This window comes from Kribbella italica (assembly GCF_014205135.1).
GTDB classification, from domain to species: Bacteria; Actinomycetota; Actinomycetes; order Propionibacteriales; family Kribbellaceae; genus Kribbella; species Kribbella italica.
On record NZ_JACHMY010000001.1, the window covers coordinates 4,405,922 to 4,417,861 of the forward strand.

The 11,940-nt window shown below is 70.7% G+C and carries 16 protein-coding genes; 3 read left to right on the plus strand and 13 right to left on the minus strand.

Annotation, left to right across the window (positions count from 1 at the left end; translation table 11 throughout):
* Nucleotides 1–15 precede the first annotated feature (15 nt).
* The 7 genes from HDA39_RS20300 to HDA39_RS20330 form a co-directional block, all read right to left on the minus strand.
* On the minus strand, nucleotides 16–279 hold the full coding sequence (locus HDA39_RS20300; RefSeq protein WP_184797321.1) for a phosphoribosyl-ATP diphosphatase: 264 nt from the start codon (nucleotides 277–279) through the stop codon (nucleotides 16–18).
* A gap of 66 nt (nucleotides 280–345) precedes the next feature.
* The gene (locus HDA39_RS20305) at nucleotides 346–696 is read right to left on the minus strand and encodes a sec-independent translocase (RefSeq protein WP_184797323.1); all 351 of its coding nucleotides are present in this window, start codon (nucleotides 694–696) and stop codon (nucleotides 346–348) included.
* Between the two features lie 204 nt (nucleotides 697–900).
* Complete coding sequence (locus tag HDA39_RS20310) at nucleotides 901–2,220, minus strand: S1C family serine protease (protein WP_202893069.1); 1,320 nt, start codon at nucleotides 2,218–2,220, stop codon at nucleotides 901–903.
* Between the two features lie 330 nt (nucleotides 2,221–2,550).
* The gene (locus HDA39_RS20315; RefSeq protein ID WP_337925814.1) at nucleotides 2,551–3,630 is read right to left on the minus strand and encodes a sigma-E factor regulatory protein RseB domain-containing protein; all 1,080 of its coding nucleotides are present in this window, start codon (nucleotides 3,628–3,630) and stop codon (nucleotides 2,551–2,553) included.
* Between the two features lie 5 nt (nucleotides 3,631–3,635).
* A complete protein-coding gene (locus HDA39_RS20320) occupies nucleotides 3,636–4,253 on the minus strand; it encodes an anti-sigma factor family protein (protein WP_184797327.1) in 618 nt (205 codons plus the stop codon).
* On the minus strand, nucleotides 4,250–4,936 hold the full coding sequence (sigE, locus tag HDA39_RS20325; RefSeq protein WP_184797329.1) for an RNA polymerase sigma factor SigE: 687 nt from the start codon (nucleotides 4,934–4,936) through the stop codon (nucleotides 4,250–4,252). Before sigE ends, HDA39_RS20320 begins: the two co-directional genes overlap by 4 nt.
* A 159-nt stretch (nucleotides 4,937–5,095) precedes the next feature.
* Nucleotides 5,096–5,317: a biotin/lipoyl-binding carrier protein gene (locus HDA39_RS20330; protein ID WP_184797331.1), complete on the minus strand. Its 222-nt coding sequence runs from the start codon at nucleotides 5,315–5,317 to the stop codon at nucleotides 5,096–5,098.
* A 141-nt stretch (nucleotides 5,318–5,458) separates the two neighbouring features.
* Between HDA39_RS20330 and HDA39_RS20335 the strand changes: the two genes are divergently transcribed.
* Nucleotides 5,459–5,968 carry an anthrone oxygenase family protein gene (locus HDA39_RS20335; RefSeq protein WP_202893070.1) on the plus strand — a complete coding sequence of 170 codons (510 nt, stop codon included), beginning with the start codon at nucleotides 5,459–5,461 and terminating at the stop codon, nucleotides 5,966–5,968.
* On the opposite strand, the gene HDA39_RS20340 is transcribed toward HDA39_RS20335, so the two are convergent.
* Nucleotides 5,952–6,428, minus strand: a complete 477-nt coding sequence (locus HDA39_RS20340; protein ID WP_184797335.1) for an SRPBCC family protein — start codon at nucleotides 6,426–6,428, stop codon at nucleotides 5,952–5,954. The two genes, HDA39_RS20335 and HDA39_RS20340, sit on opposite strands and share 17 nt — an antisense overlap.
* A gap of 20 nt (nucleotides 6,429–6,448) precedes the next feature.
* A complete protein-coding gene (locus tag HDA39_RS20345) occupies nucleotides 6,449–7,330 on the minus strand; it encodes an SIS domain-containing protein (RefSeq protein ID WP_184797337.1) in 882 nt (293 codons plus the stop codon).
* 101 nt (nucleotides 7,331–7,431) lie between these two features.
* Between HDA39_RS20345 and HDA39_RS20350 the strand changes: the two genes are divergently transcribed.
* Together HDA39_RS20350 and HDA39_RS20355 are read left to right on the plus strand one after the other, a co-directional pair.
* Nucleotides 7,432–8,214, plus strand: coding sequence for a DeoR/GlpR family DNA-binding transcription regulator (locus HDA39_RS20350; protein WP_112244167.1), 783 nt, complete (start codon nucleotides 7,432–7,434; stop codon nucleotides 8,212–8,214).
* Between the two features lie 154 nt (nucleotides 8,215–8,368).
* Entirely contained in the window at nucleotides 8,369–9,049 is a 681-nt protein-coding gene (locus HDA39_RS20355) for an O-methyltransferase (protein ID WP_184797340.1), read from the plus strand.
* Nucleotides 9,050–9,056: 7 nt separating this feature from the next.
* Here the strand turns inward: HDA39_RS20355 and HDA39_RS20360 are convergent, their stop codons facing one another.
* Genes HDA39_RS20360 through HDA39_RS20375 form a run of 4 tightly spaced genes read right to left on the minus strand, consistent with a single transcriptional unit; the run spans nucleotide 9,057 to nucleotide 11,747 of the window.
* Nucleotides 9,057–9,818, minus strand: a complete 762-nt coding sequence (locus HDA39_RS20360) for an alpha/beta hydrolase family protein (RefSeq protein ID WP_184797342.1) — start codon at nucleotides 9,816–9,818, stop codon at nucleotides 9,057–9,059.
* On the minus strand, nucleotides 9,815–10,810 hold the full coding sequence (locus HDA39_RS20365) for an amidohydrolase family protein (protein ID WP_184797344.1): 996 nt from the start codon (nucleotides 10,808–10,810) through the stop codon (nucleotides 9,815–9,817). Before HDA39_RS20365 ends, HDA39_RS20360 begins: the two co-directional genes overlap by 4 nt.
* Nucleotides 10,810–11,328: a 3-hydroxyanthranilate 3,4-dioxygenase gene (locus HDA39_RS20370; RefSeq protein WP_184797347.1), complete on the minus strand. Its 519-nt coding sequence runs from the start codon at nucleotides 11,326–11,328 to the stop codon at nucleotides 10,810–10,812. The genes HDA39_RS20365 and HDA39_RS20370 overlap by 1 nt, the downstream gene beginning before the upstream one ends.
* Nucleotides 11,329–11,330: 2 nt before the next feature.
* Nucleotides 11,331–11,747: a RidA family protein gene (locus HDA39_RS20375; RefSeq protein WP_337925815.1), complete on the minus strand. Its 417-nt coding sequence runs from the start codon at nucleotides 11,745–11,747 to the stop codon at nucleotides 11,331–11,333.
* Between the last annotated feature and the right edge of the window lie 193 nt (nucleotides 11,748–11,940).

Sequence of the window (11,940 nt, forward strand, 5' to 3'; positions counted from 1 at the left end):
GATCCGCAGTGGCTCCTACAGATGTCGGTACACGTCGTCGAGGTCGAGGCCGAGCGCGTGCATCATCACCTGCGCGTGGTAGAAGAGCTGGCTCAGCTCCTCGGCGGCCCGGTCCTTGCTCTCGTGCTCGGCGGCCATCCAGGACTCGGCGGCCTCCTCGACCAGCTTCTTGCCGATCGCGTGCACGCCGGCGTCGAGCGCGGCCACGGTGCCGGATCCCTCCGGCCGCGTCAGCGCCCTCTCACCGATTTCGGCGAACAGTTCCTCAAAGGTCTTCATCGCGCGCCCAGCCTAGAGGGCGCCTGGTGACGGCCCGTCAACAGGTCTCGTCCAGCGGGACGAAGCTCAGGTTGATTCCGGGTCGTACGGCGCGCGCTGACCGGCCGGGAGCCGCTGCGCGGACTCCATCAGGTCGGACGAGTTCGAGACCGGCTTGTCCTCGTCGTAGTCGTCGTCCATGCCGTCGAGCAGGTGCTTGCGGACGAAGCTGCGCGGGTTCAGGTCGCGCACGTCGAGGTCGGCGAACTCCGGGCCGAGCTCGTTGCGCAGGTCGTTCTGGGCGTTGTTGACCATCTGCCGCACCTGGCGCAACAGGCGGCCCGCCGTCCGGGCGAACTCCGGCAGCCGGTCCGGCCCGAACAGCAGCACGGCGACGATGGCGATCACGACGAGCTCGAGCGGCCCGATGCCGAACATGTCCCCACCTTCTCCGGTCGTTCCCCAGTCCGCAGACAGGGTAGCCCGCGTGCGGTCAGCGCGTCGGGCGGGTCCGCCTCTACCCGGCGGCTTTGCTTTCCCGTCACCGGGCAGCCGATTCCCGGCCGCCGTGCCGGGCCCGGTTCCGGCCGTACGCCGTACCGGGTCTTCGGCGCCCTCGGCGGACCGGATGGCCCGCCGGCCTCAGCCGGTCTGCTGGCCGAGGGTGACGGTGGCCTGCCGCGGACGGCCGGCGCGCTGGTAGTCGAGCCGGATGGTCTCGCCCGGCCGGTGGGTGCGGATCGCGACGATCAGTCCCTCGGCCGTGTCGACCGGCTGGTTGTTGATCGAGGTCACGACGTCACCGGTCCGTAGTCCGGCCTGCGACGCCGGCGAGCCCGCCGTCACGTCGGTGACCCGCGCGCCGCCCTCGAACCGCATGTCCACGTTCGCCCCGATCACCGGGTACGACGCCTTGCCGCTGGCGATCAGCTGCTGCGCGGTCCGCCGGGCCTGGTCGATCGGGATCGCGAAACCGAGGCCGATGTTGCCGCTGCTGCCCTCCTCGGCGCCGCGCACGGTGGCGATCGCGGAGTTCACGCCGATCACCTTCGCGTTCATGTCGACCAGCGGGCCGCCGGAGTTGCCCGGGTTGATCGCGGCGTCGGTCTGCAGCGCGTTGATGTAGGAGATCTCGCCCTCGCCGCCGGCCGTGACCGGGCGGTTCTTGGCCGAGACGATGCCGGAGGTGACGGTGCCGGCCAGGCCGAGCGGCGAACCGATCGCCACCACGTCCTGCCCGACGATCGCCTGGTCGGAGCGGCCGAACTGGACCGCCGGAGCGTTGATCCCGACCACCTGCACGACCGCCAGGTCGTACGCCGGGGAGCGGCCGACCAGGCGGGCCGTGGCCGCCTTGCCCTGCTGGGTGACGACCTGGATCGAGCCGCCGTTGGCCGCGGCCGAGACGACGTGGTTGTTGGTCAGGATGTGCCCGGAGGTGTCGATCACGAACCCGGAACCGGTCGCGTTGCTGTTGTCGGCGCCTTCGACCTTGAGCTGGACGACGCTCGGCAGCAGGGCCTGGGCGACCGCCGACACACTGCCGGTGCGGATCTTCGGGTCGGTGCCGTTGCCGATCTCCGGGCCCGACTGGTCGGCGATCGGGTCGGGACGGTCCAGCGCGACGACGGTCGCGGCCGCACCGGCACCGGCGATGAGCGCGACGATCAGCGAGACGATCGCCGCGATCAGGATCGTCCGGTTGCCGTTGGGGTTCTTCGGCGGCTGGGACGGGGTGTACGCCCGCGCCTGCTGCTGGTGCCAGTCGAGCGGCGGCGGAGGCACGTACGCCGGCTGCGGCTGCGTCGGCCACGCCTGCCCCGGGTACACGGGCCGGAACCCAGGCTCCTGGGGTTGCCCGAAGCTCCGCTGCGTCACCGACCGCTCGGCCTGCCGGTAGGCGGCGTCCCCACCGGGAGTCGCCAGAGGCGCAGCCCCGTTCTGCGCCGCAGGCGGTGTCAAGGCGGAAACCGCAGGACTCACCGGCGGCGTCGCGCCGGGGGAACCACTCGCGGGGTTGGTGAAGGGCAAGCCGCCGGGGGCAGTGCCATCGGACGCAGCACCCAGCCCGTCCGCGCCGGAGGCGCTGGACCCCGGGGACGCGGACCCCTCTCCCCTCCCCCCGTCAGGGGCAGGTGGAGGCACCACAGGGCCCGCGGTGGGGACCGGGCGGGTCGGTTCCGCGTCCTGTGGGGTTCGTACTGTCGGCTCGGCGTCGTCCCAGCTCACGGTGGCCGCCTCACGTCGTCGTTGTCTCGTGGTGGGAGCTCCGGAAGTCACTCCCAGCTTTGATTATCCCAGCTTCCACGAGAGCGCACTCATCGGAGTGAGCCACGTCGCGATTCGGGCCAGTCCAGTACCCATCCGCCGGACCGGTGTCACCCGGGCCGGCACCTCGTGCGGGAACGCCTCCACGACCCGTGCCAGCACGTCCGGGGGCAGGTCGCCGACGAGCGTGTAGACGATCCCGCCCGACGACCATACGGCGTACGACGGTATCCCGTACCGTACGTGCACTCCGGGCGTGCCCATCGTCCCGTACCCGGCGACGGCCTTCGGGTCGAGCGCCCCGCGCTGCTGGAACAGCGACACGTTGAACAGGCCGTCGGAGTACGAGAACTGCAGGACGCCGGCCGCCGTGTCCTGGTGCACGTCGTACAGCTCCAGCGACGCCGGCAGCTCGCTCGTGCAGGTCCAGCCCTGGGTCCGCAGCCCGTCGACCCCGCCGATGCCCATCGAGTCCGACCCGCCCGGCAGCATCGGCGGCAGGTGCCCGAGGAACTCGCCGTTCTCGATCTCGAGGTCGGTGAACACCGTCGCCCGCACCAGCGCCTCGCCGTCCGCGGCGAACAGCTGCCGCTGCAGCAGCAGCCCGGTCGCCTGGTCGATCCAGAACCGTGCCGCTAGCGTCTGGTCGCCGCGCAGGGCCTCCACCAGTACGGCGGCCCGCCCGATCGTGTCCGTGCAGCACCGGTAGACCAGCTGGTACGTCGCCTTGAGCAGCGCGAGCGGTCCGCCATCCACAGCCGGGCTGTGCCCCTGGATACCCCGCTGCACGAACGACTTGGCGTCGGACGAGCCGGAGCCGACCAGACTGATCTCCGAGCCCTGCGCGGCCGCGTGCACGATGTCGAGCATCGCCGAGCTCGAGCCCTGCGGTCCCCACGAGGTGACGATCTGCGTGCCGTGGTACGAGATGTGGTCTGGCGCGGCAGCGGCCCGCTCCAGCCAGCTGACCGCCAGCGGCGCGTCCTCACGAGAAGCCGCCGGGGCGGGCGCGGCAGTCGCGGGCAGGGGCAGGCCGATACCGATCAGAACAGTGCTGACCAACACCGCGAGCCGGGCAGGGCCGACCAGCCGGGGAGTGCTCACAGGACTCAGCGCCCCGTCAGAGCCACCGGCTGCAGCGTCGGGCTCAGCCCGGCGTACCCAGTCCCGTTGTAGGAGTTGAAGAAGCCCACCGGGTCACCGAACGGGCTACCGCCCGCAGTGGCCGCGTGGTCGGCGGAGAAGCTGGCCACCGGGGGCGCCAGCACCGGCGGCTGCTCGGTGCCACGCGCCGGGTCGCCCAGCACGAAGGCCGTCCCCAGCAGGGACGCCACAGCGGCAGCGGACCCAGCAGCACCCAGTACGCCGGTCCGGCGGCGCGACCTCGGCGTCGTCGTACGAGCTGCCGGCCGGGTCGCACCGGTCCGGGCGGCCGGGAACGCCGAGCGCTGCGGGCTGAGCGTGACAGCCGGCGTGAGCACCGGCCGCACCTCCTCGCGCGGCTCCAGCGAGAACGCGGGTACACCCATCAGGCGCTGCATCAGGTCGGTCGACGGCTCCGGAGCCTCCAGGGCCGACATCTGCGCCTTCAGCCGGCGCTGGGCGTCGACCTCGGCGCGGCAGGAGTCGCAGCAGACCAGGTGGCTCAGCACCCGGTCGCGGGAGTCGTGGTCGAGCTCGCCGTCGACGGCGGCGCTCAGCTTGTCCAGCGGATGCTGCACGGTCATCGGTCGTCACCTCCACCGGGAAGGGGCCCGTCCGCGGGCGGGCCGCTGACGCGGGAGTGGCCGGTCCGTGGCGCGCGGTGCTCGAGGTGCTTGCGCAGCATCGAGCGGCCGCGGTGGATCCGGCTCCGGACGGTGCCGAGCTTGACGTCCAGCACCGCGGCGATCTCGTCGTACGTCATGCCTTCGATGTCGCACAGCACCACGGCCGCGCGGAAGTCCTCCGGCAACGCGTCGAGCGCGTGCTGGACGTCGTGGTCGAACTGGTCCTGGTCGAGCTTCTCGGCCGGGCCGCTGCCCTTGGCCGGCAGCCGGTCGTGCGCGTCCTCGGGCAGCCCGTCGAAACGGATCCGCTGCCGGCGGCGGGCGCCGTCCAGGAACAGGTTCGTGGTGATCCGGTACAGCCAGCCCTCGAACGTGCCCGGCGTGTAGCTCGACAGCGACCGGAAGACCCGGACGAAGACCTCTTGGGTCAGGTCCTCGGCGTCGTGCTTGTTGCCGGTCAGGCGGTAGGCCAGCCGGTAGACGCGGGCCGAGTGGGTCCGGACGATCTCGTCCCAGGACGGCAGCACGTCCGGCTGGTCCTGCGGGAGCGGCTGGGGGGCCAGGGCAGGCACCACGGAGGTGTCGACCGGCTTCACGGCAACGCCTCCCTGGGTCCGCTCGGCAACGAGTGTGACCACCATGGTGCCGTGTTCACCGTCCTCTGCGCACGTCGGGGACACCCGGGCCGAACCCTGAGATGCCGGTACGACGGTCCAACGGCGCGCGTGGACGGGAAGTTCCCGGTGGTCACCTGTCCCTCAGTAGACGCCATCGGACCGGCGCCTGGTTGACCGGGTGACCTATTTCTCCTCGATCACCGCGATCGGGTCCCCGTCGCGGACCACTTCCCCCTCGACCACCTTGAACTCGGTGATCGTCCCGGTCACCTCCGCCAGCACCGGAATCTCCATCTTCATCGACTCCAGGATCACCAGGGTGTCCTGCGGCCCGACGCTGTCCCCCGCCTTGGCCGTGACCTTCAGGACGTTGGCCACGAGCTCTGCCACCACGGTGTGACTCACGGGCACTCCTCTGCTGCGGGGATCTGGCTGCCGATCCTAGGTGTTCGGCCGCCGGGCCCGGGGCTGCGGCTGGACGACGGCGTATCGACCTGAGCTTCTCAGGCATGGCTGCCCGCGGGACCGGCCGGTTCGATGGAACTCATGACGAAGACAACGAATCACTGGCTGACGATCACGGCCGCGGTCGGTACGGCGCTGACCGGTGGCGTGTTCTTCGACTTCTCCCTGGTCGTCATGCCCGCCGTCCGTGAGCTGCCGGCCGAGCAGGGCATCGCCGCCATGCGAGCCCTCAACCGGACGGCGCCGGGCCCGTTCGCGCTGATCGCGTTCTGCACCGCCGTGGTGTGCGCCGTGGTCGTCGTCCAGGCCGCCGTCCGGCGGGACCGCACGGCCGGCCCGTGGGTCGCGGCCGCGACCGCCGCGTTCCTGCTCGCGGCGGTCGTCATCACGGGTGCGGCCAACATCCCCATCAGCGCGTCGATCGACGCGCTCGACCCGGCCGCCCCGGACACGGCCGCACGCTGGGACGACCTGTTCACCCAGTGGCTCTGGTGGAACCACGCCCGCCTGCTGGCCTGCCTCGCCGCCACCGCGGCCTTCGTCGTCGCGATGCGCCCGCAGCCCAGCCCGGTGGTCACCTACCAGCGCTGACCTCGACCGTGCGGGCGAGGATGCCGAGCGTGGCGCGGAGGCCGGCTTCGGGGATCACCGGGAAGATCTCCGCCTTGCGGTAGCGCTCCGCGATCCGGCTCCAGTCGTAGTACGACGTGACCAGGGTCCCGGTCTCCGACGGCTCCAGCCGGTAGCCGTACAGGTGCTGGATCGGCGGCTGGATCGTCCCGGAGATCGTCCACTCGATCTCCACGTCCGGTACGAACCGCGTGATGATCACGGTCACGTCGTACTTGCCCATCGGCAGGTCGTTCAGCGACTCGCGGTCCATGTGCACGACGAACTCGTCGCCGACGGCACCGACCGGCGTCCCCTCGGCCGACTGCAACATGCCGGAGCTGTCGATCGCGACGTGCCCCTGCGGGTCGCGGAGCACCGCGAACACCTTCTCCGGTGCCGCCGCGACCTGCCGCTGGACCTCGAACCGCTCGATCGTCATGCGGCCCACCCTGCCACGCCCTAGCCGAGGATGACCGACCTGCTGAGGCTGCGCGGCTGGTCCGGGTCGAGGCCGAGCGCGAGGGACTTGGCGACGGCGACCCGCTGGGCCACCACCAGGGAGGCCATCGGGTCGAGGTCGGCGTGGTGCACCACGGTGGCGCCGGTCGCGGTGATGTCGTCGAGGAGGCCGTCGGGGGCCTCGCCGAAGAGCCAGACGCCGCGGCCGGGCTGGGCGATGGCGATCGGGCCGTGGCGGTAGTCCATCGCCGGGTACGCCTCGGTCCAGGCCGACGCCGCCTCGCGCTGCTTCAGGCCAGCCTCGTGGGCCAGGCCGATGGTCCAGCGGGTGCCGAGGTAGCTGACCTGCTCGAGCTTGGCCAGTTCGTCGACGTCGATCGTCAGCGCGGTCTCGGCGTCGGCGGCGGCCTGGGTCAGGTCCTGGCCGAGCGACACCCGCAGCAGCGCCAGCGTCGTGGTCGCGAAGCGGGTCTGAACGACCGACTGCTCGTCGGCGAAGTCCAGCATGATCGTGTGGTCGGCCAGCTCGACGATCGGCGAACCGGGCGTCGCGGTGATCGCGATCGTCGGCACCGACGTACGGCGGATCAGGTCGAGCACCTCGGTCGTCGTACCGGACCGGCTGATCACGACGATCGCGTCGTACGCGCGGTCGAAGGCGAACTCGGAGCCGGCGAACGCGTCGGTCTCGCCCTGGCCGAGGTCCTCGCGCAGCGCGGCGTACGCCATCGCCATGAACCAGGAGGTGCCGCAGCCCACGGCCGCGACCCGTTGACCGGGTTGCGGGAGTGCGCCACCGTACTGCGCGAAACCGGCCGCGACCTGTCGCCACAGGGCCGGCTGGGTGGCGATCTCGGTGCTCACGAACGGGGTGTCGGTCATGTCGTCTCCGTCGATGTAATGGTCGAAACTGCTCGAACGTGATCGAATGGTGCCAACCGGCAGCCGCCCGGCTGACCGATTGTGTGAAGGAGGAGCCCCGGGTGAAGCGTTATGAACGGCTGAACACGTTGCTCGAGTCGCTGGCCGAGAAGGGCGCGATCGACGTCGACGAGCTCGCCGAGCAGCTGCACGTGTCCGCGGCGACGATCCGCCGCGACCTGGACCACCTGGGCAAGCAGCAGCTCCTCACCCGGACCCGCGGAGGCGCGGTCGCCAACGCGGTCTCCTACGACCTGCCGCTGCGCTACAAGACTGCGCGTTTCGCGTCGGAGAAGCAGCGGATCGCGCAGGCCGCGGCCACGCTGGTCCGGCGCGGCATGGTGATCGGCATGAACGGCGGCACCACCATCTCGGAGGTGGCGCGCACGCTGGCGACCCGGCCGGAGCTGTCGGCCGAGCACGGCGAGCCGGCCTTCACGCTCGTCACCAACGCGCTGAACATCGCCAACGAACTGATCGTCCGCCCGCACGTGAAGATGGTGCTGACCGGTGGTGTGGCGCGGCCGCAGTCCTACGAGATGATCGGACCGCTGTCGCACCGGATCCTGGCCGACCTGTCGCTGGACATCGCCTTCATCGGGGTCGACGGCATCGACGAGACCGGTGCCACCGCCCACCACGAGGGCGAGGCGAACATCAACCAGCTGATCGTCAGCCGGGCCGCCAAGGTGGTCGTGGTCGCCGACTCCTCGAAGCTCGGCCAGCGCGCCTTCGCCCGGATCTGCGAGCTGAGCGAGATCGACACGCTCGTCACCGACGCGCAGGCCGACGAGTCCCAGCTGGCCGTGTTCAAGGAAGCCGGCATCGACGTCATCCGGTCCTGATCGACTGATTTTCCGCACGGCCACCTCCCAGGGGCGATCTCTGACTCGTCAGCACGATCATATCTGACTCAAGTGGCAGTGTAATGAGCAAGAGTGCGCAGTCTCAGCGCGGGAGACACGGAACCTGCACCGCAGGGCGCTAGGCTTTCGACGGATGAGGACTGCAGCGGCGAGACATTGGGAGGGCATCATCGCCACCGGCATCGACCCCGCGTCCTGGGCGTACGCCGAGGACTACACCGGCGAGACCGACACGGTCGCCGGTGCCCGGGCGAGCGCCGCCGACAGCGGGATCTCCGCGATCGGACCCGGCGCCGCCTCCGCCCTGAGCGTGCTGGCCGCCGCCGTCGGCGCCAAGTCGGTGGTCGAGATCGGCACCGGGACGGGCGTGTCCGGCCTCGCGCTGCTGCGCGGCATGCGCCCCGACGGCACGCTGACCACGGTCGACATCGACGCCGAGAACCAGCGCCTGGCCCGCAAGACCTTCCTCGACGCCGGCGTCCCCGCGAACCGCTTCCGCCTGATCGCCGGCTCCGCCCTGGACGTCGTCACCCGCCTGACCGACGGCCACTACGACCTGGTCTTCTGCGACGCCGACAAGCGCGAGTACACGGCGTACCTGCACGAGGCCCTGCGCCTGCTCCGCCCCGGCGGCGTCGTCGCCTTCGACAACGCCCTCCACGAGGGCCGCGTCGCCGACCCCTCCCACCGCGACCCCGACACCACCGCCGTCCGCGACCTCATCCGAGCCATCCGCGACGACGACGACCTGGTCTCGGCCCTCCTCCCCTGCGGCGACGGCCTCCTCACGGCCGTCAAACGCGCGGAGAGCTGAACAGCTCTTACGCCGGGGAGCCGGGCTGCTGCGGGCTCGTTTCTGCGTGGCCGGTGAAGCGGGTGATTTCGTTGGTGACCGTGTGCCAGGCGTCGGTCAAGGGGTCGATCAGCTCGTAGTGGCCTACGCCGTCCAGGCGGTCCAGCTTGGCTGTCGGGTGCGCTGAGACGTACGACTCGGACAGGGACAGCGGGACGCGCTGGTCGCGGGTGCCGTGGATGAGTGCGACCGGGGCGATCGGGGCGGGCAGGTGGGTCGGGTCCAGGTCGTTGCGGACTCCGGAGCTGATGAAGGCCTGCACGGCGCCGTCGTCGAGCCAGAGCTGGTCGGCGAGGAGGAGGTCGGCCACGGGGGCCAGGGCGACCACACCACGGAGCTGGACCGGGTTGAGGGTAGCGGCGGCCCACAGGGCCAGCTGGCCGCCTGCTGAGTGGCCTACGAGGACGTACCCGGCCTGCAGGTCCATCAGGCCGGGCAGACGGTCCAGGGCCTCGCGGATGTCGTTCGTCGTGAGGTCAGGCTGCCCGGGGATCCGTCGGTACTCCACAGACGCCACCGGCCAGCCCTCAGCGGCCAGCGCCTCGCCCAGCGGGCCGGCATGGATGCGGTCGTACTCCGGCCGCCAGAAGCCGCCGTGCAAGAAGATGACGGCCGGGCGGTACTCCTTGGCGTGCCAGACGTCGACCACGTGGTCGGCGTCCGCGCCGTACCGGAGCTGCTCGTCGGGCTCACGGGCCTCGCGGGACAGCACAGAGCGGTCTTCGCTCATCCGGACCTCCCCAGGTAACGCGTCGCGTTGGCGGTCAGCAGCTTGTGCCGCTGCCCGTCGGACAGGAAGCCGGCCCTGCGCACCACCTCACCGGCCGGGCGCTCACCCAACGGGTACGGATAGTCACTGCCGACCATCACCCGGTCCTCACCCAGCGTGTCGACCAGCAGCCGCAGCGGGGCTTCGTCGAACACCACGGTATCGACAAAGAAGCGGTCCAGATAGTGGCTCGGGGCATGCATCGAGGCGCCGCGGACGATGTCCCCGCGCCGGTGCCAGGCGTTGTCGAGCCGGCCGAGCCAGAACGGGAAGCTGCCGCCGCCGTGCGCGAAACAGATCCGCAGCTCCGGCGGCAACCGGTCGAAGGCGCCGCCGAGGATCATCGCGAGCACCGAAAGATGTGTCTCCGCGGGCATCCCGGTCAGCCAGCGCGCCATCCAGCGGTCGATCCGCGGGCCGCCCGGCATGTCCCACGGGTGCACCAGCACCGGCGCGCCAACGTGCGCGCAATGGGTGAGGAAGGCAACGATCCCGTCGTCGTCGAGGTCGCGGTCGCCGACGTGGTTGCCGATCTCGACCCCGACGTGGCCCGCGTCCAGGCACCGGTCCAGCTCGGCGCACGCCGCGTCCGGGTCCTGCAGCGGGACCTGGCAGAACGGCACGAACCGCTCGTCCCCCGCCAGCGTCTCCAGCGTGCGGTCGTTGAAGATCCTGGCCAGCTTGACCGCCTGGTCGGCCGGCCGCTCGTACCCGAAGAACACCGGCGTCGGTGACACCACCTGCAGATCGATGCCGTCGGCATCCATGTCCGTACGCCGTACGCCGGTGTCCCACGCCTGCGGCCCGACCGGCCGGAACTCGGTCTCCCCGACCATGATCATCGCGGCCCGCTCGGAATCGACCCGCAACCACGGCCACCCGGTCCCCCCACAGGCTGTTGCCAGATCAGGCCAGCCTTTGGGGACGAGGTGGGTGTGGACGTCAACTGCCATCAGGCTTTGCCGGGGTGCAGCGTGCCGCACGACGGGCAGGTGCGGGCGTCCTCGCTCTCGTAGAAGGCCTTGAAGACCGGCGGGAGGTCCTCGACGATGTCGGTCACCTGCAGCTCGACCTCGTGGACGACCGCGTTGCAGCTGCCGCAGTACCAGCGGAACTTCTCCAGGACGCCGGGCTCGCGGACCCGCTCGATCACCAGGCCGATCGACTCCGGTCCGCGCTGCGGCGAGTGGGGCATGTTCCGCGGCAGCACCCACATCTCGCCCGCGTTGACCTCGACCGTCGCGGGCCCGTCCTCGGTCATCACGTTGACCCGGAGCTGACCCGAGATCTGGTAGAAGAACTCCTCGTACGGGTCGACGTGGAAGTCGGTGCGCTGGTTCGGCCCGCCGACCACCATCGTGATGAAGTCGTCCCCGGTCGGGAACATCTGCTTGTTGCCGACCGGCGGCTTCAGCAGGTGCTTGTTCTCCTCGACCCAGTCGGGAAAGTTCGTCGACTCCAGATTGACCATCGTCAGCTCCTCGACATCGCCGCTACAGCTTGGATTTCGATCAACAACTGTGGATGCGGCAGTTGATGCACCGCCACCGTCGTACGCGCGGGCCCGGTCTCGTCGAAGAACTCGCCGTACACCTCGTTGTACCCGCCGAAGTCGTTCATCGACACCAGGTACGCCGTGACGCTGACCAGATCGTCGAGCCCGGCCCCGACCGACTCCAGGATGTCCCGGATGTTCTCCAGTACGGCGCGCGTCTGCACCCGGATGTCCAGTGTCGTCGTCCCGAGCTCGTCCACCGACGCGCCCGCGATCGTGTTGTCCGGCAACCGGCTCGACGTCCCCGACACGTAGGCGAACCCACCAGCCACCTTCACGTGCGGGAACCGCCCGCGCGGGACCGCCTTGCCTGGGACCACCTTCGCGTCAGCCACAGCTGCATCCTCTCCCGGACCGGCGGATCCGGCCAGCGCGCACCGGGCCGGGGACCCGGAACTGGCTGATCTACGACATGGCGGTATCAGGCCAGCCGACCTCCTTGCCGGGCCCCGGCCGCCCTGACGAGGATCGAACGCGGTCGCCGGCCGTCCCGTGCCGGCCGGCCGCCATCCGTCTGGGGAGGAACCC